Source organism: Cognatishimia sp. MH4019 (genome assembly GCF_020177595.1).
GTDB lineage: Bacteria > Pseudomonadota > Alphaproteobacteria > Rhodobacterales > Rhodobacteraceae > JAHTBL01.
In genome coordinates this window covers 21,383-43,543 of sequence record NZ_JAHTBL010000008.1, presented here as the reverse complement: position 1 = coordinate 43,543, position 22,161 = coordinate 21,383, and the positions used below count along the sequence as shown (strand labels likewise).

General features: G+C 56.3%; 20 protein-coding genes. 7 read left to right on the top strand and 13 right to left on the bottom strand.

Annotated features, from left to right (window positions below; translation table 11 throughout):
* Nucleotide 1: 1 nt before the first annotated feature.
* The 4 genes from narH to KUW67_RS13965 all read right to left on the bottom strand — a co-directional run bounded on the left by narH (nucleotide 2) and on the right by KUW67_RS13965 (nucleotide 8,201).
* The gene (gene narH / locus KUW67_RS13980; protein WP_224825942.1) at nucleotides 2-1,525 is read right to left on the bottom strand and encodes a nitrate reductase subunit beta; all 1,524 of its coding nucleotides are present in this window, start codon (nucleotides 1,523-1,525) and stop codon (nucleotides 2-4) included.
* Nucleotides 1,522-5,262, bottom strand: a complete 3,741-nt coding sequence (locus KUW67_RS13975) for a nitrate reductase subunit alpha (RefSeq protein ID WP_224825941.1) — start codon at nucleotides 5,260-5,262, stop codon at nucleotides 1,522-1,524. The genes narH and KUW67_RS13975 overlap by 4 nt, the downstream gene beginning before the upstream one ends.
* Nucleotides 5,263-5,327: 65 nt before the next feature.
* On the bottom strand, nucleotides 5,328-6,725 hold the full coding sequence (locus KUW67_RS13970) for a NarK family nitrate/nitrite MFS transporter (protein WP_224825940.1): 1,398 nt from the start codon (nucleotides 6,723-6,725) through the stop codon (nucleotides 5,328-5,330).
* Between the two features lie 66 nt (nucleotides 6,726-6,791).
* Nucleotides 6,792-8,201: an MFS transporter gene (locus tag KUW67_RS13965; RefSeq protein WP_224825939.1), complete on the bottom strand. Its 1,410-nt coding sequence runs from the start codon at nucleotides 8,199-8,201 to the stop codon at nucleotides 6,792-6,794.
* 220 nt (nucleotides 8,202-8,421) lie between these two features.
* Between KUW67_RS13965 and KUW67_RS13960 the strand changes: the two genes are divergently transcribed.
* Both KUW67_RS13960 and KUW67_RS13955 read left to right on the top strand, forming a co-directional pair.
* The gene (locus KUW67_RS13960; protein ID WP_370634995.1) at nucleotides 8,422-9,159 is read left to right on the top strand and encodes a helix-turn-helix domain-containing protein; all 738 of its coding nucleotides are present in this window, start codon (nucleotides 8,422-8,424) and stop codon (nucleotides 9,157-9,159) included.
* A gap of 12 nt (nucleotides 9,160-9,171) precedes the next feature.
* Nucleotides 9,172-9,489 (top strand): carboxymuconolactone decarboxylase family protein, encoded by a 318-nt coding sequence (locus KUW67_RS13955; RefSeq protein WP_224825938.1) that lies wholly within the window; start codon nucleotides 9,172-9,174, stop codon nucleotides 9,487-9,489.
* On the opposite strand, the gene KUW67_RS13950 is transcribed toward KUW67_RS13955, so the two are convergent.
* Both KUW67_RS13950 and KUW67_RS13945 read right to left on the bottom strand, forming a co-directional pair.
* A complete protein-coding gene (locus KUW67_RS13950) occupies nucleotides 9,486-10,145 on the bottom strand; it encodes an NnrU family protein (RefSeq protein ID WP_224825937.1) in 660 nt (219 codons plus the stop codon). The two genes, KUW67_RS13955 and KUW67_RS13950, sit on opposite strands and share 4 nt — an antisense overlap.
* Nucleotides 10,146-10,147: 2 nt before the next feature.
* Entirely contained in the window at nucleotides 10,148-11,353 is a 1,206-nt protein-coding gene (locus tag KUW67_RS13945; protein WP_224825936.1) for an NnrS family protein, read from the bottom strand.
* An 87-nt stretch (nucleotides 11,354-11,440) separates the two neighbouring features.
* Between KUW67_RS13945 and KUW67_RS13940 the strand changes: the two genes are divergently transcribed.
* Nucleotides 11,441-11,851 carry an Rrf2 family transcriptional regulator gene (locus tag KUW67_RS13940; RefSeq protein WP_224825935.1) on the top strand — a complete coding sequence of 137 codons (411 nt, stop codon included), beginning with the start codon at nucleotides 11,441-11,443 and terminating at the stop codon, nucleotides 11,849-11,851.
* Between the two features lie 115 nt (nucleotides 11,852-11,966).
* Here KUW67_RS13940 and KUW67_RS13935 read toward each other — a convergent pair whose 3' ends face one another.
* The 7 genes from KUW67_RS13935 to KUW67_RS13905 form a co-directional block, all read right to left on the bottom strand.
* The gene (locus KUW67_RS13935; protein ID WP_224825934.1) at nucleotides 11,967-12,968 is read right to left on the bottom strand and encodes an ABC transporter ATP-binding protein; all 1,002 of its coding nucleotides are present in this window, start codon (nucleotides 12,966-12,968) and stop codon (nucleotides 11,967-11,969) included.
* Nucleotides 12,965-13,990, bottom strand: a complete 1,026-nt coding sequence (locus KUW67_RS13930) for a Gfo/Idh/MocA family protein (RefSeq protein ID WP_224825933.1) — start codon at nucleotides 13,988-13,990, stop codon at nucleotides 12,965-12,967. The genes KUW67_RS13935 and KUW67_RS13930 overlap by 4 nt, the downstream gene beginning before the upstream one ends.
* Complete coding sequence (locus KUW67_RS13925) at nucleotides 13,987-14,826, bottom strand: carbohydrate ABC transporter permease (protein ID WP_224825932.1); 840 nt, start codon at nucleotides 14,824-14,826, stop codon at nucleotides 13,987-13,989. The genes KUW67_RS13930 and KUW67_RS13925 overlap by 4 nt, the downstream gene beginning before the upstream one ends.
* Nucleotides 14,827-14,836: 10 nt before the next feature.
* Nucleotides 14,837-15,754 carry a carbohydrate ABC transporter permease gene (locus KUW67_RS13920; protein WP_224825931.1) on the bottom strand — a complete coding sequence of 306 codons (918 nt, stop codon included), beginning with the start codon at nucleotides 15,752-15,754 and terminating at the stop codon, nucleotides 14,837-14,839.
* Nucleotides 15,755-15,881: 127 nt separating this feature from the next.
* Nucleotides 15,882-17,138: an ABC transporter substrate-binding protein gene (locus tag KUW67_RS13915; protein ID WP_224825930.1), complete on the bottom strand. Its 1,257-nt coding sequence runs from the start codon at nucleotides 17,136-17,138 to the stop codon at nucleotides 15,882-15,884.
* Nucleotides 17,139-17,148: 10 nt separating this feature from the next.
* Nucleotides 17,149-17,739 (bottom strand): N-acetylmuramic acid 6-phosphate etherase, encoded by a 591-nt coding sequence (locus tag KUW67_RS13910; protein ID WP_224825929.1) that lies wholly within the window; start codon nucleotides 17,737-17,739, stop codon nucleotides 17,149-17,151.
* Nucleotides 17,740-17,746: 7 nt separating this feature from the next.
* Entirely contained in the window at nucleotides 17,747-18,055 is a 309-nt protein-coding gene (locus tag KUW67_RS13905; protein WP_224825928.1) for a hypothetical protein, read from the bottom strand.
* Nucleotides 18,056-18,199: 144 nt separating this feature from the next.
* On the opposite strand from KUW67_RS13905, the gene KUW67_RS13900 reads away from it, so the two are divergent.
* The 4 genes from KUW67_RS13900 to nagA are packed head-to-tail and all read left to right on the top strand — an operon-like array spanning nucleotide 18,200 to nucleotide 22,028.
* On the top strand, nucleotides 18,200-19,096 hold the full coding sequence (locus KUW67_RS13900; RefSeq protein WP_224825927.1) for a BadF/BadG/BcrA/BcrD ATPase family protein: 897 nt from the start codon (nucleotides 18,200-18,202) through the stop codon (nucleotides 19,094-19,096).
* The gene (locus KUW67_RS13895; protein WP_224825926.1) at nucleotides 19,093-19,851 is read left to right on the top strand and encodes a GntR family transcriptional regulator; all 759 of its coding nucleotides are present in this window, start codon (nucleotides 19,093-19,095) and stop codon (nucleotides 19,849-19,851) included. Before KUW67_RS13900 ends, KUW67_RS13895 begins: the two co-directional genes overlap by 4 nt.
* A gap of 9 nt (nucleotides 19,852-19,860) precedes the next feature.
* Entirely contained in the window at nucleotides 19,861-20,892 is a 1,032-nt protein-coding gene (locus tag KUW67_RS13890) for an SIS domain-containing protein (RefSeq protein WP_224825925.1), read from the top strand.
* Nucleotides 20,889-22,028 carry an N-acetylglucosamine-6-phosphate deacetylase gene (nagA, locus tag KUW67_RS13885; protein ID WP_224825924.1) on the top strand — a complete coding sequence of 380 codons (1,140 nt, stop codon included), beginning with the start codon at nucleotides 20,889-20,891 and terminating at the stop codon, nucleotides 22,026-22,028. The genes KUW67_RS13890 and nagA overlap by 4 nt, the downstream gene beginning before the upstream one ends.
* Nucleotides 22,029-22,161 lie beyond the last annotated feature (133 nt).

The window sequence follows — 22,161 nt, the reverse complement described above, 5'->3', positions numbered from 1 at the left end:
ATCACAGTGCCTCCGTCGGCATTTTCAGGGGTTTCTTAGAGCCGCCGAACAGCGACCCTTTTGACGATCCGCCACCGCAACCATTGGTGTCGGTAAAGCCGCATCCGCCGCGCAGATCATAGGCTTCTTCAACCTGTTCACGGTGGGTGGTCGGAATGAAGAAGCGATCTTCGTAGTCGGCTAAGGCCATGATTTTATACATGTCCTCGATCACCCGACCCGACAGACCGACACGCGCCGCGATGCCTTCGTCGATGACGCCTTCGATGGATTTCGAGCGCATGTATGATCGCATTGCCAGCATCCGTTCCAACGCGGTGACGACGGGGGCTTCATCGCCCGCGGTCAGCATGTTGGCCAGATATTTGACGGGTATGCGCAGATCTTTGACATCTGGCATGCCTTCGCTGGTGCCAATCGCACCCGCCTCGGCGGCGTTCTGAATGGGCGACAGCGGCGGGATGTACCACACCATCGGCAGCGTCCGGTATTCCGGGTGCAGTGGGAAGGCGACCTTCCACTCCATTGCCATCTTCCAGATCGGGCTTTCCTGAGCCGATTTGATCCAATCTTCCGGGATGCCGTCCGCACGCGCGGTCTCGATCACAACAGGATCGTTGGGATCAAGGAACACGCCAAGCTGCGCATCATAGAGATCCTGTTCGTCCTCCATGTTGGCCGCATCTTCGATCTTGTCGGCGTCATAAAGCATGACACCCAGATACCGGATGCGCCCGACACAGGTTTCTGAACAGACCGTCGGATTGCCGGACTCGATCCGTGGATAGCACAGGGTGCATTTTTCGGATTTGCCGGATTCCCAGTTGTAGTAGATCTTCTTGTAGGGGCAGCCCGACACGCACATGCGCCAGCCACGGCATTTTTCCTGGTCGATCAGAACGATGCCGTCTTCTTCACGCTTGTAGATCGCGCCCGATGGACAGGACGAGGCACAGGCCGGGTTCAGGCAGTGTTCGCAGAGCCGGGGGAGATACATCATGAATGTATTCTCGTATTCCCCGTAGATCTCTTTCTGGATGCCTTCAAAGTTGTAATCCTCGGACCGTTTCGAGAATTCACCGCCAAGGATTTCCTCCCAGTTCGGGCCTTTCTCGATCTTCTCGATCCGCTCACCGGTGATCTTGGAACGAGGGCGCGCCGTTGGGAACGCCTCCATCTCGGGGGCTGATTTCAGGTGGTCATAGTCGAAATCAAACGGCTCATAGTAGTCGTCGATCTCGGGCATGGACGGGTTGGCAAAGATGTTGGACAGGATCCGCCATTTGCTGCCCTGTTTGGGTTGCAGCTTGCCCGCCTTGGTCCTTTCCCAGCCGCCTTTCCAACGCTCCTGGTTTTCCCAGTCGGTTGGATAGCCAAGTCCGGGTTTGGTTTCCACGTTGTTGAACCAGGCGTATTCAACGCCGTCGCGGCTGGTCCAGACGTTCTTACACGTGACAGAGCAGGTGTGACACCCGATGCATTTATCGAGGTTCAGCACCATGCCGATTTGTGCGCGGATTCTCATGTCTCTGCCTCCTGTGCAGGTGCTTCCCAGCTCTTTTCCTTGTCGAGCCAGTCGACTTTCTTCATCTTGCGGACCACGACGAACTCGTCCCGGTTTGCACCCACGGTGCCGTAGTAGTTGAATCCGTAGGATTGCTGGGCATAGCCACCGATCATGTGGGTCGGCTTCAGAACCGCCCGCGTGACCGAGTTGTGGATACCGCCCCGATGCCCTGTCTTTTCAGAGCCCGGCGTGTTCACGATCTTTTCCTGCGCGTGATACATGAAGGTCGTGCCTTCCTTGATCCGCTGGGACACAACCGCCCGCGCCGTCAAAGCACCGTTGGTGTTGTAAACCTCGATCCAGTCGTTATCGACGATACCGGCTGACTTGGCGTCCACTTCGGAAATCCAGACCACCGGCCCACCGCGGTTGAGCGTCAGCATTAAAAGGTTGTCTGTGTAGGTCGAATGGATGCCCCATTTCTGGTGGGGCGTGATGAAGTTCAGCACAAGGTTGTCGCCATCATCCTGCACATCCTTTGTGATCGTTTTCAGATCAACCGGCGGGCGGTAGGACATAAAGCCTTCACCAAAGGCCAGCATCCAAAGGTGATCCTGATACAGCTGTTGTCGCCCTGTCAGGGTTCGCCACGGGATCAGCTCATGCACGTTCGTGTAGCCCGCGTTGTAACTGACCTTTTCCGACTCAATCCCCGACCATGTGGGGCTTGAGATGATTTTGCGCGGCTGTGCAGCGATGTCATGGAAACGGATTTTGTTGCCATGCTCACCCTCGGCCAAATGCGCGTGTTCGCGCCCGGTGGCCTTCTCCAGCGCTTCCCAAGCCTTCACGGCGACGTTGCCGTTGGTTTCGGGCGCCAGCATCAGGATGACCTCGCAGGCATCAATCGCGCTTTCAATCTTTGGCCGGCCAGCCGCAGACCCATCCAGCTGCACGCCGTTCAGCGCGCACAGATTGTCGATCTCTTCCTGTGTGTTCCAGGCGATGCCTTTGCCGCCATTCCCAAGCTTGTCCATAAGCGGGCCAAGCGCTGTAAAACGGTCATAGATCGCGGTATAATCCCGCTCGACCGCAACATAGGCAGGCGCTGTCTTGCCTGGGATCAGGTCGCATTCGCCTTTCTTCCAGTCCTTCACCTGATCCTGCGCAATTTCCGCAGGGGTGTCGTGCAGGATCGGCAGCGCAACGATGTCGGTTTCCTTGTCCAGATAACCCGGTGCGATCTCCTGGAATTTCTTCGCGATGGCTTTGAAGATTTCCCAGTCTGATTTGCTTTCATACGCCGGGTCCACCGCCGCTTGCAGCGGGTGGATGAACGGGTGCATGTCCGACGTGTTCATGTCGTCCTTTTCGTACCAACTGGCCGTTGGCAGAACGATGTCGGAATAGACCGCCGTAGTGGACATCCGGAAGTCGATGGTCACCAGCAAGTCCAGCTTGCCGCGCGGCGCATCCTCGTGCCACTTGGCCTCTTTCGGCAGTTGGCCACCATCTTCGCCAAGATCCTTGCCCATCACACCGTGATCGGTGCCAAGCAGGTGCTTGAGGAAGTATTCATGGCCCTTGCCGCTGGATCCCAGCAGGTTCGAGCGCCAGACAAACAGGTTACGCGGCCAGTTGGCCGGGTTGTCCGGGTCCTCGCAGGACATTTCCAGATCGCCAGATTTCAGGTTCTCGGCCACGTAAGCCGGGATGTCCTTGCCTGCCTCTTTCGCAGCTTTCGCGACCTCAAGCGGGTTCGTCTTGAGCTGCGGTGCCGATGGCAACCAGCCCATACGCTCGGCCCGGATGTTGTAGTCGATCAGGCTGATATCCCAATCACCGTCCGGCGCTGTGGGCGACAAGATCTCATCGGCTTTCAGGGTCTCGTAGCGCCACTGATCCGTGTGCGCATACCACGCCGAGGTCGAGTTCATGTGCCGCGGCGGACGGTTCCAATCCAGCGCAAAGGCCAGCGGTTGCCAACCGGTTTGCGGACGCAGCTTTTCCTGGCCCACATAATGCGCCCAGCCACCACCCGATTGCCCGACACAACCACACATGACCAGCATGTTGATAACCCCACGATAGTTCATATCCATGTGGAACCAGTGGTTCATCGCGGCCCCGATGATGATCATCGACTTGCCGTTGGTCTTCTCGGCATTGTCCGCAAATTCGCGGGCAACATGGGCGATTTTGTCAGCAGGCACGCCCGTGATCTTTTCCGCCCAAGCCGGTGTGCCGGGCATTTCATCCGCGTAATCGGATGTGACCCAGTCACCGCCCAGACCACGATCCAGACCGTAGTTGGCGCAGAAAAGGTCAAAGACAGTCGCAACGGCAATCTCACCGTTCTCGGTCTTGACCCGCTTGACGGGGATATTGCGTGTCAGAACGTCGGGGTGATCGGCATCCGTTTCAAACTGCCCATAGGCCTCCCCCCCGAAATAGGGAAAATCAACGCCGACGACATCATCATGATCCTCTTCAAGAACAAGAGACATCTTCAGTCTGGTGTCGGCCTCTTTCGCCTTTTCCTCAAGGTTCCACTCGCCGTCTTCACCCCAGCGATACCCGACAGAGCCATTTGGCGCGACCAGCCCGTCTGAGAGTTCGTCAAAGGCGACGGTCTTCCATTCGGGGTTGTTGTCTTCGCCCAGCTTGCCGTCCAGATCATTAGCACGCAGGAAGCGACCCGGGATCATCTTGCCGTCTTTTTCTTCCAGCTTCACCAGCATGGGGAAGTCGGAATACTTGCGGGTGTAGTCCTCGAAATACTCGGCCTGGCGGTCAAGATGGAACTCGCGCAGGATCACGTGGCCAAAGGCCATGGCGAGGGCCGCATCGGTCCCCTGCTTGGCGTTCAGCCAGACATCGCCGAACTTTGCAGCTTCGGAATAGTCCGGGCAGATGACGGCGGATTTGGTCCCTTTGTAACGGGCCTCTGTATAGAAGTGCGCATCAGGCGTCCGCGTTTGCGGCACGTTCGAGCCCCAGAGCAGCAGGTAGCCCGAGTTGTACCAGTCCGCGCTTTCGGGCACGTCTGTTTGTTCGCCCCAAGTCATCGGCGAAGCTGGCGGCAAATCGCAGTACCAATCATAAAACGACATACACACGCCGCCCATCAGGCTTAGATAGCGCGAACCAGCAGCGTAGCTGACCATCGACATTGCAGGGATTGGCGAGAAACCAAACACGCGGTCGGGGCCATAAGTTTTCGCGGTGTAGGCGTTGGCGGCGGCCGTAATCTCGGTCGCTTCATCCCAGGTGGCGCGCACGAAGCCGCCCTTGCTGCGTGTCTCCACGTAAGAGGCGCGCAGGATCGGATCGGCTTGCAGCTTTGTCCACGCGGCAATCGGGTCCATCGTTTCGCGCATCTTGCGCCAGACCTTCATTAACCGGCCCCGAATCAGCGGGTTCTTCACGCGGTTCGCGGAGTACAGATACCAGCTATAGCTTGCCCCACGGGCGCAACCGCGCGGTTCGTGGTTGGGCAGGTCAGCGCGGGTGCGCGGATAATCTGTTTGCTGGGTTTCCCACGTCACAATTCCGGATTTGACGTAGATTTTCCAGCTGCATGAGCCCGTGCAGTTCACCCCATGGGTAGACCGCACAACTTTGTCGTGGCGCCAGCGATTGCGATAAGTGTCTTCCCAATCGCGGCTTTCATTCGTGGCCTTGCCGAACCCGTCAGAGAACGTCTCGAGGTTCTTTGAGTCCAGAAAGTTGAGTTTGTCGAGCAGGTGGCTCATGGCTTTTTCCTCTTGTTGGCTACCTGCGCCCAGAACGGTGTCCGGGCGCAGTGGCGTTTATGAGTTCAGCAAGGAACAGGTGCGTTTTTGCGGCTGTAGAAGATCCAGCAGATCACAGCGCAGACCGCGTAGAAGCCGAGGAAGGCCCACAACGCGCCATTTGGTGCGCCGGTCATCGCAATCGAGGTGCCATACATCTTCGGAATGAAGAAGGCGCCGTAAGCTGCGATGGCTGAAGTGAAGGCGATGATGGCCGCACTTTCACGCTCGGACTGCTTGAGGGTCGCAGCTTCGTCCAGATTGGACATCAGACGCGGCACTTCCTGGCGCATGATCGACGGGATCATCTGGAAGGTCGACGCGTTGCCGACGCCGGTCAGGAAGAACAGCGCCATGAAGCACGCAAAGAAGCCCCAGAAATTACCGTCAGGTGTCGCCTCGGACGGCAGGAATTGCAGGACACCGAAGACCGCGACGATCATCGCAAGGAAGCACCAGAAGGTCACACGACCGCCGCCAAATTTGTCCGACACCCAGCCGGTTGCAGCACGGCTGAGCGCACCCACAAGCGGACCAAGGAAAGCATATTGCAGCACGTTCACTTCAGGGAACTGCGTCTTCATCAACAGCGGGAAGCCCGCAGCATAACCGATGAAGCTGCCGAAAGTGCCGGTGTATAGCACACACATGATCCAGTTGTGCTTGCGGCTGAAGATGATCGACTGCTCTTTGAACGACGATTGCGCATCTGCGATATCGTTCATGCCAAACCAGGCAGCGACAGCGCTGACGGCAAGGAAGGGAACCCAGATAAAGCCTGCATTTTGAATGAACAGCTGACCGCCATCAGACAGTTGCTGTGGCTCGCCACCGATTGCGCCGAAGACACCCATGGTGATCACAACCGGCACGACAAACTGCATGACCGACACACCAAGGTTGCCAAGACCCGCGTTCAAGGCCAGCGCGTTGCCTTTGGTTTTCTTCGGATAGAAGAAAGCGATATTCGCCATGGACGAAGCAAAATTACCGCCACCGAAGCCGCACATCAGCGCGAGGATCAGAAAGGTCGAATAGCTTGTTTCGGGGTTTTGCACCGCAAAACCGATGCCCAGCGCAGGCAGCAAAAGCGAGGCTGTTGAAATTGCGGTCCAGCGACGTCCGCCAAAAATCGGCACCATGAAGCTGTAGAAAATCCGCAGGGTTGCGCCAGACAAGCCCGGCAAGGCTGCAAGCCAGAAGCGTTCGCCGACCGAAAAGTCAAAGCCGATGGCAGGCATCTTGGCGACAACAACCGACCAAACCATCCAGACCGAGAAGGCCAAAAGCAGGTTGGGGATCGAAATCCAAAGGTTGCGTGTTGCGATACGTTTGCCGTCGGTTTCCCAAAACTGGGTATCCTCGGGCCGCCAATCGGTCAAAAGATAACCTGAGTTGGCTGAAGAGGTTACTGTGGTCGCCATGGTGGGGTCCTCCCGTTGTGGCGTATTTTGAGAGGCGGGCCGCTCATCAGCCCGCCAATTCGGAATTCATTCGGCTGGCTGAGAGCCGTTCTTGCGAGCGATGGCCGTCATGCCTTCTTCAAGGGCTGCATTGGCTTTCTCGGCACGGGCCCGCAGAGTTTCGATATTGGCGGCGGCAAAGTTGGCGCGCTCTTCGTCTTCCTGCCGGGTCGAGAACCGGACGAAGAAGGCAAGGAAGGACGCACAGGTCACAACGATGCCGAGGATGAAGAAGGCTTCGCTCCAGTCGATGACGTTCTTGAAGAGAAAGCCTGCCAGAACAGCACCCGCGTTGCCGCCTGCACCGACCACACCAGCAACAGCGCCAAGCGCCTTTTTGTTGATGAAAGGCACGACAGAGTAAGTTGCACCCTCAGCCATCTGGGTGAACAGTGAGAACACGATCAACGCCGGCAATGCGAGGAACAGCACGCTCATCTGGCTAAAGACCATCAGGGCGCAGCCTTCAAAGAACAGGCAGATGAACAACCAAAACGCGCGGCCTTTGAGACCCCAAAGCGAACCGAAATTGTCGCCGAACAGACCGCCCAGGGTGCGGGCAAAGAGGTTCATCAGACCAAACGAGGCCGCGACGAAACCAGCAGTGACCAAGTTCAGGTCAAAGTAGTCCATGAAGTAGAGTGCCGCGACATTGTTCACTGTCAGCTCAATACCGAAGCAGGCACCGTAGATCACAAACAACACCCAGACGCGGGGGTCTTTCAGGGCCTGCATATAATTGCCGGTCACCTTCTTCTTTTCTTCCATTTTGCCAGCGGCGCGCAGATCGTCAAAGTTGCCGTCCGGCGCATCCTGGGTCAGGAAATAATAAGCGATACCGGTCAGGAAGATGATGACACCCACCACCACCATCGACAGACGCCAGCCGACCGCCTCGGAAAAACCAAAGCCGATGACCATGACCGAGAAAAGCAAGGGCATTACAAACTGGGTCACACCGCCGCCAAGGTTGCCCCATCCGGCTGAGGTTGCGTTCGCCTGCCCCACCACATTGGGCGCAAACATCACGGATGTATGATATTGAGTGATGACAAAGGCCGCACCGATACCGCCGATCAGAACCCGGAACATCAGGAACGTCTCGAAATTCTGCGCGAGGCCGATCCCCATGACAGGCAAAGAGCCAATCAAAAGCAGCCAGGTATAGGATTTCCTCGGGCCGATCCGGTCACAAAGCCATCCGATAAACAGCCGAGCAAAAATCGTCATCGAGACCGATCCGATGATCGCCCACCCGATCTGATCAGGTGTCAGCCCCAGCTCGTCGCGCACGACGCTCATCAAAGGGGCGATGCCAAACCACGCAAAAAAGCACGAGAAGAACGCAAACCACGTCATGTGGAAGGTTCTGATCTGCACCATCTTTACGTTAAGAAAGTTTGACCACAGAGCTGTGGCCTTGTTTTGTAGTTCCATCGAATGTCCCCTTCGGCTTATTGCGCTCAATCGGAAAGTTGAGTGCGTTGCCAAGAAGCTGCGGGGGAACGGCGATATCTCTCTTGATCCAAATCAAGAAATGGTAAAATACCTTGTAAAATAAATGACTTACCTAAAGATGTCATGTTGGCGGTGGCGGCAGGTCAAAGGTCCACGAAACAGAAATCAAGTTAGTTATTGACATTTATCAATCGATAACTTGATAAAGATCAAGGGAGATATTCAAGTGTTATTGGGCATGCCAGAGTCGGACTACCCGGATATCCGGGGTCTTCATCTTTTTGAACACATGTCCGATGAGCACTTTTCCGCGCTCATGCGAGGCTCCTATGTTCAAACCTTCCCGCCACAGATCGATCTGATTTCCGAGGGCGATCCAAGTGACTTTCTTCATATTGTCCTGTCCGGCTCGGTCGAGCTGTTTTCAAGCTGGAACAATCGCGAAACGACGATGGCGACAGTTTGGCCAGTATCTACTTTCATTCTGGCGGCATCCATCAAGGATGCACCCTACCTGATGTCTGCCCGAACCCGCGAAAAAAGCCGCATCGCACTTATTCCCAGCCAGGATGTCCGCGGCGTATTCTCTACGGATCATGACTTTGCCTGCGCAATCGTCACGGAACTCGCACAGTGCTACCGATCCGTTATTAAATCGCAAAAAGACAACAAGCTGCGGACCTCGCTTGAGCGGCTGGCCAACTATCTTTTGCGACAACAGATCAAAAGCAATGGCGCGCGCGAATTCGAACTTGTGCTGGAAAAGCGCAAACTGGCCTCTTTTCTGGGGATGACACCAGAAAATCTGAGCCGCGCTTTCAAAGGGCTGAAAGCCTATGGCGTCATTGTCTCAGGTACGAAGATCACCATCACCGATCAGGCAGATCTTGAGACCTTTGCAAAGCCCACACCCCTTATCGACGACTACGCAATCTAAGGACATCCTTCCATGACAAAGACCATGCCCGGCGCCGCTGGAGATCTTGCAGACCAGCAGCCAGACATCTGGCAGGCCTACTCCGATCTGGGCAAAGCCTGCGCGACCGCCGGGCCCTTGACCGACCGCGAAAAGCGTCTGGTCAAGCTTGCGCTTGCGATAGGCGCATCCTCGGAAGGGGCGGTGCATTCACATACGCGACGCGCCCGCTTGGAAGGCATTGACGAGGCGGCGATCCAGCAGGTCGCCTTATTGGCGATCGGTCCATCGGGATTGCCCCGCGCCGTGGCCGCGAAAACATGGATCGAAGACGAAAAGCCCGAGGCCTAGGGTAAAGGGCTGACCCCGAACACTAAGGGATGCAGCGCAATCAGGCTCACCCACAGCACGACAGCTGCGATGCATCGGCGAAGGGTGATCCCTGCGAGGCGTCGTGGCACCTGACGGGTTTGCGCCCACAGTTTGGCCCAATCTCCGCCCATTTGCTTTTGTTTGCGCCGGTCGATAATCCACTGACCAAGGACTGCAAAACCGCCAAAGACCGCAAACAGGATCACATGCGCCAAGTTGCCGTTCGGCAGGATATGCGCAAAGGCCCATAGGGCCAGCGCCACCAGCAGCGGATGACGGCACAGGCCTACAATTCCGGGAGTGTCTGGATCGAACGGGTCCTTTCGCGCGCCGCCAAAGGAAAACGGGTTTGGTCGCCCGATTGCCGTGGCAAGCAGCAGGCACGCAGCGGCCATCACGATAAGGACGACCGTGTTTTGCCACGGTGCCCAAGACCAAAGCGGGACATAAGGCGCGCGCCCCGCCGCCACGATCAGCCACGCCAGAACTGTCAGGGACAGGGTCGAATACGCCAGCGTAAAGCCAGTCGGACCCAAGCGCCGCACAAGAGCGGCCCGCACGGGCGGACGCACCGGGATGGAATGGCTAAGAAAGAACACCACAAAAGCGGCGATAAACGAAGCCCAGCCTTGCATGCCTAAAGCGCTTTGGCTGGTGCGGCGCGCAGGAGTAACGGCCCGTACAACAACGCGAACCCGCCAAAAGCGACCAGCCACGCCAGACCTGCAGCGCTATAAAGCTCGGTGGCAAACAACGGCCAGATATCCGCGGCTACGCGCAACACGGTCGCCAGCATGACTGCGCTATAGATCGCCAATGTCCCCGACCCCGCGCGCAACGTTTGGCCGGTATGGCCCAGCGTCGCGCGTGTCATCACAGCCAACGTCATCAATCCGATGGCACCGCTCATCCAAAGGTGCTGGACCGCACCAAGGCCTATCGCTGTCGGCAAGATGATCTGAACAGCCATCGCCAGCGCGCCAACTGGCACGAAAAAATATGCGACGTGCAGGACAATAACCAAAGGTTCGCGACGGGTTTGCAGCCCTCCCCAGCGCGTCAGCCGCGCCAGATGCAGCATGCCGGCCAGCGCTAACAACAGCGCGGCAAAAAGCGTCTCAGGCAACGCCACCCAACTGACAAGTGCGACGAGCAAGCCAAGCAACGCAATTTTGTCAAACCGCTGCATCGGCGGGGTGGGTAGTTTGTAAGCCCCCTGTTTGACCAACCAGTTACGCGTAAACGATGGCACGATCCGTCCCCCGATCACGGCTATCATCATCAAGCCCGCCCCCAGACCAATCCGCAGCCCATACCCTTGCGCCGCCATATCGCCCCGCGCGGCCTCCCAGTGAAGTACAGCATTTCCCAGCATCAAAACCCCGAGCATGCCCAGCACGATCAGGTTGCGCCAGTTCTTGCCTGCAACGATCTCACGGGCGATGACGATGGCCAAGGCGACAGGCATCGCCAGATCAATCACCGCGACCAAAAGTGGAGACATGCCCGCCGAAAACATCACAGCAAAACGCCCTGCGATCCAAAGGGCGAACAATCCGCCAAGGGGCCATCCGACGATAGGCAGCCGCCCGGTCCAATTGGGAACCGCCGTCAGGAGGAACCCGGCCACCACAGCAGTCAGGTAGCCGAACAAAAACGCGTGCGCATGCCATGTGAGCGGATCAAAGGCCGTCGGCAGGCGCAGATAACCGGTGATCATCGGCACCCAAAGCAGCATCGCTAGCGCCGCCCAAACCGCGGCTCCGAAAAAGAAAGGCCGGAACCCGTAGCTTAGGATCACAGGCCCCTGCCAACTGCGCATTTGCTGTGTTGTGCTGGTCATGGAGTATCTCTTCAGCCCTTTGGCTTGCACAAACGCATACGTCCGCTAATAAGTATTTTAAATACCAATTCATGAAGGAGCCTTTAATTGCGCCTGACTTCATTCACCGACTACGGACTGCGTATGTTGATGCGGATGGCAAGTGTCCCAGATCAAGTATTCTCGACAGCGGCCCTTGCAGACGAGCTTGATCTATCCCGCAATCATCTGAGCAAAATCATTCAGCGATTGTCCCAAGCGGGCGTTGTTCAAACGAGGCGAGGCGGTGGCGGCGGCGCAATCTTGGTCCACAAGCCGCAAGACCTGCGTTTGGGAAGTCTGGTACGCCTACTTGAACACGGCCAACCGCTGGTCGAATGTCTGGCAGATGGCTCAAACAACTGTTCGCTGGATGGCCGCTGCGGCTTGAAAGGCAAGCTTCAGGCCGCCGAGCGGGTCTTTCTTGCCGAGTTGGACAAAACAACACTCGCTGATATTGCTATTGCGGCAGGAAAGTAAACGGTCGCGCATTTCAACCCATTCCGGCCGTTCGTCCCTTTCACTTACAATAATTTGGTTAAGTCTAGCGCCTAAGATACCGCGAAGGATATTTGTTCCAGAAGCTGGTTAAGCACTAAAATGCGACGCGTTGCTCGTTGGTATCAAAGGCAAAGGCCGAGCTGTTATCAAACTCGAGTTCGACAGACGCACCCACAGCGGTGCTGTCTTGACCAAACAGACGCACCGTCATTTCCTCCTTTTGGGACGTGGCAATAAGAAGGTTTGTGTCGCCGCCTAAACGTTCCACATGCGTCACCGTTCCTTTGATCCGGCCGCCTTTTTCCAATCGCAGGTGTTCAGGGCGAACGCCAAGTGTACCACCTTGAGGCAGATCAATCGGCGCCTTTTGCAAGAAGTTCATCGCTGGTGAGCCAAGGAACCCGGCGACAAACTTGTTCGCTGGATTGTTGTAAAGCTCCATCGGGCTGCCGACCTGCTCAACGCGCCCGTCGCGCAGCACAACGATCTTGTCCGCAAGCGTCATAGCCTCGGTTTGGTCGTGGGTCACATAGATCATCGACGCGCTGAGCGTGCGGTGAAGTTCGGCGATTTCGATGCGTGTGTTCATGCGCAAAGCGGCATCGAGGTTGGACAGCGGCTCGTCAAAGAGAAACAGCTTGGGGTCGCGCACAATGGCACGTCCGATGGCAACCCGCTGGCGCTGACCGCCAGACAGATCAGAAGGGCGGCGATCTACATAGGCGCCCAGATCAAGCATCTGAACGGCTTTGCTCACACGCTCTTCGATAACGGACTTGGGCTGTTTTTCCTGCTTCAAGCTAAGCGCCATGTTGTCACGCACGCTTAGGTGCGGATAAAGCGCGTAGGATTGAAAAACCATCGCAATGCCGCGCTTGGCCGGGGGCGTGTTGTTGACAACATCGCCACCGATCTCAACCGTGCCACGAGTGGCATCTTCAAGCCCGGCGATGACCCGCAGCAACGTGGATTTGCCACAGCCCGACGGGCCTACGAATACGACAAATTCTCCATCCTCGACTGTGAGGTTGATTTCCTTAAGAACGTCCACCGCGCCGAAGGATTTGCATACATCTGTGAGAGTAAGGGCAGTCATTCGGTGTCTCCTAAAGTAATGATGCGGCCCGACCGGATACTTTCATCGGCAGCCAGACATATGGAAAGTGATTGGACAGCGTCGTTCATGTGGCTTGTCAAATCGTTGTTGGTTTTGATTGAACTCATCATGAAGGCGGCTTCGGCATCGCAAAGCTGTTGGTGGCCAGGCTCACCCGTCAGTTCAATCAGTTCGTCACCGTCACGGCGGTGCACAAGAATCCCGCCAACCTTGGTGTGGCCATCCACGTCATCGGACGCACCTTTATTGCCGTCGGTGATGGAGACGGCCCCGTTGGGGGACACCACGTCTTTCACAAAGAACGCAGTTTCCGACATCATCGGCCCCCAGCCCGCTTCGTACCAGCCGACCGAGCCATCCTCGAACCAGACCTGAAGCTGGCCGTAATTGTACATGTCCGCTGCAATCTCATCAGACAACCGAAGCCCCATGCCATTGACGCGAACAGGCTTGGCATCGGTGATCTGGCACATCACATCCACATAATGCACACCGCAATCCACGATCGGGCTGGTGGTTTCCATAAGCGCCTTGTGGGTCGCCCAAGTGTCGCCATCCGACTGTTGGTTGAGGTTCATGCGAAACACGTAAGGCCCGCCCAGATCCCGTGCCTCTGCGATCAAACGCTGCCAGCTAGGGTGGTGGCGCAGGACATATCCAACGACCAGTTTGCGCCGCAAACGCGTGGCTGTCGCCACCACGACGCGCGCGTCTGCCACGTTTGTTGCCAGCGGTTTTTCGACAAACACATGCGCGCCAGCCTCCATAGCTGCAATCGCGTACTCGGCATGGCTGTCGGAATAGGTCGCGATGCAGACCAGATCAGGCTTAAGAGCGAGACCTCCGCGGAAAGTGTCATGCAGCGGATAGCCCTGCAACGCCTCGGGCAGATCAACCTCAGAGCGGTTGACCAATCCGATGATCTCAGCCTCGGGGTGGGCGTGATAGGCCAACGCATGGCTGCGCCCCATATTACCCAGGCCAGCGATAAGGACCCTCATTTGACCGCACCAGACGTGATGCCACGGATCAACTGGCGCGAGAAGATCACATAAAGCGCCAACACAGGCAGGATCGCCAATGACAGAGCAGAAAGAACCGCGTTCCAGTCGGTGACAAACTGACCGATAAAGACCTGGCTTCCGAGTGTCAGCGTTTTCACTTCTTCAGCAGGCGCAAGGATAAGCGGGAACCACAGGTCGTTCCAGATCGGGATCATGTTGAAGACAGCGACCGTCGCCATAGCAGGGCGCACCAAGGGCAGAACAAGACGGAAGAATATCCGGTATTCGGACAATCCGTCGATGCGACCTGCATTTTTGAGATCATCGCTGACCTGGCGCATGAATTCGGACAGGATGAAAACAGCAAGCGGCGAGCCTTGCGCCGTATAGACAAGGATCAGGGCCCAAAGCGTGTTCACGAGACCGGTTTGAACCATCATTTCCAAGATGGCGACGGTGCCGATGCGGATCGGAATCATGATCCCCAGCGCAAGGTAAAGCCCCATCAAAGTGTTGCCTTTGAAGCGGTATTCGGCAAGCGCAAACGCGGCCATAGCGCCAAAGAGCAGGATGAAAAATAGCGAGCCGACCGTCACGATCATCGAGTTCTGGAAATAAAGAAAGAAGTCACCCTGCTTGAGAACTGTCTCATACCCAATCATCGAAAAGCTCTCGGCGTTTGGCAGCGCAAGTGGTTCCCGAAAGATAGATCTGCGGTCCTTGAAGCTATTGATGACAATGATAAAAACCGGGAATAAGGCGATCAACGTATAGAGGATCAGCGCACCATGCGCGGCAAATGTGTTGAAGCGGTTTTGACGAGCAGCATTCATCTCATTCTCCTCAGAACTGATAGCGGCGCATGCGTGACTGGATACCGAAGAGGTACAGACACACACCGACAAGGATGATTGCGAACATGGCCGAGGCGATGGTCGATCCCATATGCGGGTCACCCAGTTGCAACTGGAAACCAAAGAATGTCCGGTACATGAACGTGCCCAAGATATCTGTTGAGAAATCAGGCCCTGCCAATGCGCCCTGCGCGGCATAGATCAGATCGAAGGCGTTGAAATTCGCCACGAATGTCAGGATCGAAATGATACCGATGGAGGGCAGGATCAGTGGCAATTTGATCTTCCAGAAGGCCGAGAGCCCCGTGATCCCTTCGACTTCGGCGGCCTCAAGTATCTCGTCGGGGATCGACAAGAGCGCGGCGTAAATCAGCATCATCGGGATCCCGACAAACTGCCAGACCGACACCAGCGACAGGGTGGTCAGCGCGTATTCTTCTTTGCCCAGCCAAGGCGCGTAGAGCGATTTGAGGCCCACGGCATCCAGCATCCCCGGCGCGATTCCCCAGATTGGCGACAGGATCAGTTTCCAGGCGAACCCAACGATCACGAAGGACAGGATTGTCGGGATGAAGATGGCGGAACGATAGAAGGCTGCAAAACGCAGCTTGGGATGGCTCAAGATCGCAGCAAGCGCGATCCCGATCGGGTTTTGGACCAGCATGTGAATGATGAAGAACCAAAAATTATTGCCCAGCGCGTTCCAGAACTGCGTGGACCAGACGGCATCTCCGAAGAGCGTTCGAAAGTTCTGTAATCCAACGTAGACCCGCGATTGATCAACTTCGGTAAACAGCGACAGCCGCAGTGTATTGAACAGCGGATAGATCATAACGGCCGTGTAGACCAAGACGGCCGGTGCCAGGAACACAACGATATGCCAACGGAAACGTGGTTTTTCTGCCATTTTCTTGGTCCTTCGATTTGATACGATCTATTTGGAAAGCGCCGGGAAGACGCCTTGCAAATAGTCCGTGATGCTGGGGATTTGGCCCTGCGCAGCGATGGCCGCCGCACAGGGCCGGGGGAATTACTTAGTTCTGCTGTGGTTCGTACCAGCTTTCGAGACCCGCCTGCAGGCGCGCAGCCGCATCTTCTGGGCTTTCTTCGCCTTTGATCACGGCCACGGAAGCATTCCATGTGTCGTTTTCAAGGTTTGGTGTGCCACGCGACAGCACCTGATAGGTGGATCGGATCGTGCTTTCGCACGCGCCGCGCCAAGAGATGAACTCTTGCGCCAGTGGATCTTCAAGTGTCACCGGTGCATCTGACAGAGGGAAGAACCCCGGCAGCGCGTTGGCAAAAATCGTCGCAAACTCGGACGAGCCCACCCAGTTGAGGAAAATCGCAGCCTCTTCTGCGTTTTCTGTCGCCGCGTTCATCCCGATGCCGATATCGGTGTGGTCGGAGATGTAGCACGTGTCACCAGCATTCTGCACAGGTGGGTAAAACGCGCCCATTTCGAAATCGACCAGGTTATTGAACCCGGAAATTTCCCAAGAGCCTGCCGGATAAATTGCTGCGCGGCCAAGTGTGAAAATGTTCTGGCTGTCGGGATAGGTTTGCGCCTCAAACCCGCCTCCCAGATACTCACCCCAACGTGCCAGCTGGCGATATGGTGCGACCCATCCCTCATCGGTTAGCGACTGCTCACCCGCCAGAAGCGCAAGGCGACCCTCTTCACCTTTCCAGTAGTTTGGACCGATATTGTTGTAGCCCATTGTTGCGGCTTCCCATTGGTCGTTTGTGCCCATAGCCATTGGAATGTAGCTGCCATCTTCCTTGATCGCATCAAGGACCGCGAAGAACTCCTCCTCGGTTGTCGGCACTTCAAGGCCGAGTTCGGCGAACGCGTCTTTGTTATAGATGAACCCGTGGATCACCGATGCCATAGGCACGCAGAACTGAACGGATGCGTCGTCTGTGCTCCAGCCAGATTTGGCGACTGGCGAGAAGTTTGCCATTCCATCAAGATCGCTGATGTCTGCCAGATGCCCGGCCTCAAACAGCGCCAATGACGCGTCAAACGGGCGGCAGGTGATGATGTCGCCAGCAGAACCCGCATCCAGTTTGGAGTTCAACACCGCATTGTATTCAGCCGGGGCAGACGGCGTGAAGTTCAGCTTGATGCCGGGGTGTGCGGCCTCAAATGCCGGAATGATCTCGTTCTGCCAGATCGCAAGGTCGTCATTGCGCCAGCTTTCGATGGTGAGCGTAACATCTTGCGCAGCGGCAGCGCCTGCAAGAACGGAGGTGGCCATCATGGCACCAATAAACGTGGATTTCTTCATAGTATTCTCCCTAGTTTGACGAAGTCATTTGGTTTGATTTTAGTGATGACAGGCAGGGGCCAAGGCGTCCCTCATTCTGCTTGAGAAGGTCTGCCGCCGTTTCAGGCGAGACCCCAGATGCGACAAGGATGGCCGGTTTCACAGCGCCATTTGCCTGTTCGATTGCCGCCTGCGCCGCGTCTTCAGAAACATCGGCAATACGCGACACCATTCCGATGGCGCGCTGGACCAGCTTGGCATTGTCAGCGACGACGTTGACCATTTCACCAAGATAGACATGGCCCAGATCAACACCCATCAAAGTCGACATAAGATTGAGCGTCGCCTTTTGTGCCGTACCGGCGCCCAGCCTTGTGGATCCAGCAATCACCTCTGGGGGTGTTGCAACGCAGATTGGCTCATCTGAAATGTCCAACAGCGGCGTACCTGGATTGTTGGCAACCCCAATGACGACCGCACCCTTGGCTTTCGCAGCTCGCGCAGTCGCAAGCGCAAACGGCGTTGTGCCACTGGCCGACAGGACAATCACAACATCATGTTTCGAAATGGTTTCGGCAATCGCCGCGACGGCGCCTTCGTCGTCCTCTGTATCGCCAGGCATGTGGCCGTCAGTCGGCACGCCCCCCCGCCATGTGAATTAGAATCTTGTCGGTTGGAATGCCAAAGGTTCCCCGCAGTTCGCTTGCATCCGCAAGCGCCATAAGGCCAGAGCTTCCTGCCGCTGCATAGTGCAGGCGATTATCAGACCGGATTGCCGCGGCCAATTTTCGTGCACCATTTGATATGCTGGCGCTCGCGGCCCGCACCGCCTCAATTGCGGCTGACTGCCCATCAAGCATGAGTTTCGCCGCCTCAAGCGGTGACTGCACATCAATGGTTGGTCCACTGGGCAACGCTTCTGTTGTTGGTAACCGCATTAGAATCTCTCCATTCTCAATACAATACCTTTATAATACCTTTTGTCCACAACTTTTCTTAAATAGGGAAAAACTTATGAAATCTTCTTAATTTTATTCGAAAAGTACCTAGCACCCTCATAAAAGGTATCTTATAGGTATTATATGTCTGATTCAGCAAATACCCTCATCATTGGCGTCGATGGCGGCGGCACAGGGTGCCGCGTTGCCATCGGAACCTTAGATGGCAAAGTGGTGGCTCGGGCAGAAGGTGGTCGCGCGAACATCGCCTCTGATCCTGAGCTTGCGATTGGAAACATCATCAAAACCGTCGAAGCCGCCGCAATAGATGGTGCGATTGCCGTGGATCGCTTGAGCACAGCGACGGCGCATCTGGGCCTGGCCGGCGTCATGACCACCCAAGATGCTCAAATGGTGGCCTCTGCGCTCCCTTACCGAGATACCTTTGTCACCGATGACCGCTCGACGGCGCTCAACGGCGCATTTGGTGGCCAGGACGGGGTCCTGCTGTCCGTTGGAACCGGCACGATTGCAGCCGGTCGCAAGGATGGTGTTTACAGAAGCCTGGGCGGCTGGGGCTTTTACGTCGGAGATCAGGCATCAGGATCCTGGCTGGGCAAGAAATGCCTTCGCCAAGTGTTGTTGTGCCACGATGGCATAGCACAGCACAGCGAACTGACCCGCGCCTTGTTTGCAAAGTTCGGCGACGATCCAAATGAAATTGTTGCGTTCAGCATGTCGGCGAAGCCTGGTGACTATGGGGCCTTTGCGCCAGAGGTCGTCTCGTGGGCAAAGGCCGGCGACCCTATCGGCAAGAAGATTGTTCAAAAAGGCGCTACTCATTTGTTGCGGTGTCTAAAGGTTTTGCAATTCAATGCTGGCGACCCGCTGTGTCTGACGGGCGGTGTCGGGCCGCATTACGCAAGCTATTTGCCTGATGATGTCACCGCCGGACTGGTCAAGCCCCTCGGAAATGCTCTGGACGGTGCTTTTGCCTTTGCCAAAGCAAGGGCCGAGACATGTCAGGAGGGCGTTTCATGAATATCGCAAGTTTCTTGGCCCCTGATAATTGGCTGAAACCCGATGGCGGGCCGCGCTATGTGCAGTTGCGCAAACGGTTGAGTGACGGTGTTGAACAGGGCGTACTCAAGGCGGGCAGCCCGTTACCGCCAGAGCGTGAAATCGCATCCATCACGGAAACCTCCCGGGTCACTGTCCGCAAAGCGTTCCAGGCGCTCGCCGAAGATGGGGTCATTGTCCAAAAACAAGGGCACGGCTCTTTCATTGCATCCAATACGCCACAGCTCGAACAGTCCCTTTCGCGATTAACGTCATTCAGCGAGGACATGTCGCGTCGGGGAATGACCTCGACCAGTGTCTGGCTGGAGCGCGGGATATTCATGCCGTCACCGGATGAGGTGTTGGCGCTTGCTCTCACACCGGATGCGTCTGTGTCTCGGATCGCACGGCTCAGAACCGCGGACGACAAACCGATGGCGATCGAACGCGCATCACTTTCAACGGAGACACTTCCAAATCCATTGGAAGTGGAAACGTCGCTCTATGAAGTCCTCGAGCGTTTCAATAGGCGGCCGCATCGAGCGCTCCAGAAAATTTCGGCCATCAACCTTGAAGAGGAAGACGCCAACCTTCTGGACGTCCCTGTCGGGGCCGCTGGGCTGCGCATAGAACGCGTTTCCTACTTGCGTGATGGTCAGGTCGTCGAATTCACGCAATCCATATATCGGGGAGACGCCTACAACTTCGTAGCCGAGCTTCGCCTTGCCAAAGAGTAGGTGCAAAACATGACAACTGCCCAAACCCAAATGCGCACGGAAGTGCTAGAAATTCCTGTTGCGGCCGAGCGTTTGCTGGCCAATGGTGGCGACGCAATCCGCCGCGCGGCCGAGGCTGTCAGAGCATGCGACCCACAATTTATGGTCAGCGTTGCACGTGGCTCTTCCGACCATGTGGCAACTTATCTCAAGTATGCGTCGGAACTCTTATTGGGCACACCGGTCGCATCGATCGGGCCGTCCATTGCGTCGATCTACGGCTGTAAACTGACGCTTCGCGGCAGTGTATGCCTTTCCGTTTCACAATCTGGAAAAAGCCCTGACATCGTTGAGATGGCGCGCATGGCGCGCGCGGGTGGCGCGCTCTCCATTGCAATGACGAACCACATGGACAGCCCGCTGGCGCAGGTCGCGGATCACACACTTAACTTGCATGCTGGACCTGAAATTAGCGTTGCCGCCACCAAGACATTCGTAAACTCTGCCATTGCGGGCATCTGGCTTCTCGCCGAATGCGCCGATGATGATGATCTGCGCCGCGCGATTTCCGAGCTGCCCTCTAAACTGGAAGCGGCCGTGAAGCTGGATTGGCCTGAGGTAAGGGCTGCCTTGGATGGTCAAAATTCAATCTTCTGCCTTGGGCGTGGACCGGCTTATGCCATCTCCAACGAAGCCGCGCTGAAATTCAAGGAAACATGTCAAATCCACGCCGAATCCTACTCGTCTGCCGAGGTGCTGCACGGTCCGGTTTCCATCGTTGATGGCGGCTTTCCAGTCATTGGCCTTGCCGCAAGGGACGATGCTGAAACCGCACTGGCCAGTGTCGCCGACGAGATTTCAGCGAAGGGGGCAACCGTTTTTGCAACAAGCAGCAAACTCGAAAAAGCGGCTGTTTTAGAGACCGTGAGGACGGGTCACGCGCTGACCGATCCAATCAGCCTAATCGCCAGTTTCTATTCCATGGTTGAACGGGTCGCACAATCGCGAGGGATAAATCCGGACGCGCCACGTCATCTGAAAAAAGTGACTGAAACGGTATGAGCACAATCGCTAAGGCCTTTGTTGGTGCGCGCATCCACGATGGGGTCGAAATTTACGATGACCACGCCTTCCTAATTCACACCGATACGTCCCGCAGCATCACAGCCCGTCAAGACGTGCCGAATGGCTGCCCGACAGAAGAGCTACGCGGCGGGATCATAGCTCCGGGCTTCATTGATCTGCAGATCAATGGGGGCGGCGGCGTCATGTTCAATGATGACCAGTCTGTCGAGGCCCTGCGCAACATCGCCGCTGCCCATGCATCCATTGGAACCGCTGCGGTCTTGCCAACCCTGATCACAGACACACCTCGCCGTACGAAGGCGGCAATTGCTGCGGTGGAGCAGGCAGTTGCCGAACGCATTGAGGGTGTCGTCGGGATCCACCTGGAAGGGCCGCATTTATCAGTGGCGCGAAAAGGCGCGCATGATCCGAAACTCATCCGGAGAATGGATGACGATGACCTCGCAACCGTCCTGCGTGCAGCCGAACGCCTGCCCAATGTCATGATAACCGTCGCCCCCGAAAACACAACAAACGCTCAAATTCGCAAGATGTCTGATGCAGGTGTTATTGTCTCGCTCGGTCACACAGACGCAGGTTTTGATGAAAGCATGGCTGCATTCGATGCTGGTGCGTGTTGCGTGACGCATCTGTTCAACGCAATGAGCCAAATGGGCAATCGTGAACCCGGTCTCGTCGGTGCAACACTCGCGCGTGGGGATATTCATGCGGGGCTAATCGCGGATGGAATACACGTTCACCCAGAAATGATCCGCATCGCCTTGGCAGCTGCACCGAATAGCGACCGCATCATGCTTGTGACAGATGCAATGGCAACTGCCGGATCGCAAATTTCTGGGTTTGTCCTTAACGGCAGACAAGTGATCCGCAAAGATCAGCGATTGACCTTGAAAGACGGTACTTTGGCAGGCGCTGATCTGGAAATGAGGCAAGCCCTGTCGACAATGGTAAATGCTGTCGGTGACCCGCCAGTTGATGCTATCCGCCGCGCTACCGCGACACCATTTTCTCTTCTTCGCGGCTTTTCTAACTCGCGCCCGCTTTTTGAGACAGATCTTTCACCAAACCACCTTAGCGATGACCTTTCGACTGTGACGCGACTGTTAGCTTAACCTATCTCGATGGCTGTGTGACGGACAATCAATTGTCTACGTTTCTCCGAATTCGCACCTATCTGAGTTCTGTTAAACGGTCAGAACAGAACATTTCAATCGACAATACCCATAGAATCGCAATCGCGCCTGG

What these genes read in the sequence shown, in the direction of transcription:
- narH (WP_224825942.1), bottom strand. Translation starts at nt 1,525, where the DNA reads ATGAGAATCCGCGCACAAATCGGCATGGTGCTGAACCTCGATAAATGC.
- KUW67_RS13975 (WP_224825941.1), bottom strand. Translation starts at nt 5,262, where the DNA reads ATGAGCCACCTGCTCGACAAACTCAACTTTCTGGACTCAAAGAACCTC.
- KUW67_RS13970 (WP_224825940.1), bottom strand. Translation starts at nt 6,725, where the DNA reads ATGGCGACCACAGTAACCTCTTCAGCCAACTCAGGTTATCTTTTGACC.
- KUW67_RS13965 (WP_224825939.1), bottom strand. Translation starts at nt 8,201, where the DNA reads ATGGAACTACAAAACAAGGCCACAGCTCTGTGGTCAAACTTTCTTAAC.
- KUW67_RS13955 (WP_224825938.1), top strand. Translation starts at nt 9,172, where the DNA reads ATGACAAAGACCATGCCCGGCGCCGCTGGAGATCTTGCAGACCAGCAG.
- KUW67_RS13950 (WP_224825937.1), bottom strand. Translation starts at nt 10,145, where the DNA reads ATGCAAGGCTGGGCTTCGTTTATCGCCGCTTTTGTGGTGTTCTTTCTT.
- KUW67_RS13945 (WP_224825936.1), bottom strand. Translation starts at nt 11,353, where the DNA reads ATGACCAGCACAACACAGCAAATGCGCAGTTGGCAGGGGCCTGTGATC.
- KUW67_RS13935 (WP_224825934.1), bottom strand. Translation starts at nt 12,968, where the DNA reads ATGACTGCCCTTACTCTCACAGATGTATGCAAATCCTTCGGCGCGGTG.
- KUW67_RS13930 (WP_224825933.1), bottom strand. Translation starts at nt 13,990, where the DNA reads ATGAGGGTCCTTATCGCTGGCCTGGGTAATATGGGGCGCAGCCATGCG.
- KUW67_RS13925 (WP_224825932.1), bottom strand. Translation starts at nt 14,826, where the DNA reads ATGAATGCTGCTCGTCAAAACCGCTTCAACACATTTGCCGCGCATGGT.
- KUW67_RS13920 (WP_224825931.1), bottom strand. Translation starts at nt 15,754, where the DNA reads ATGGCAGAAAAACCACGTTTCCGTTGGCATATCGTTGTGTTCCTGGCA.
- KUW67_RS13915 (WP_224825930.1), bottom strand. Translation starts at nt 17,138, where the DNA reads ATGAAGAAATCCACGTTTATTGGTGCCATGATGGCCACCTCCGTTCTT.
- KUW67_RS13910 (WP_224825929.1), bottom strand. Translation starts at nt 17,739, where the DNA reads ATGCCTGGCGATACAGAGGACGACGAAGGCGCCGTCGCGGCGATTGCC.
- KUW67_RS13905 (WP_224825928.1), bottom strand. Translation starts at nt 18,055, where the DNA reads ATGCGGTTACCAACAACAGAAGCGTTGCCCAGTGGACCAACCATTGAT.
- KUW67_RS13900 (WP_224825927.1), top strand. Translation starts at nt 18,200, where the DNA reads ATGTCTGATTCAGCAAATACCCTCATCATTGGCGTCGATGGCGGCGGC.
- KUW67_RS13895 (WP_224825926.1), top strand. Translation starts at nt 19,093, where the DNA reads ATGAATATCGCAAGTTTCTTGGCCCCTGATAATTGGCTGAAACCCGAT.
- KUW67_RS13890 (WP_224825925.1), top strand. Translation starts at nt 19,861, where the DNA reads ATGACAACTGCCCAAACCCAAATGCGCACGGAAGTGCTAGAAATTCCT.
- nagA (WP_224825924.1), top strand. Translation starts at nt 20,889, where the DNA reads ATGAGCACAATCGCTAAGGCCTTTGTTGGTGCGCGCATCCACGATGGG.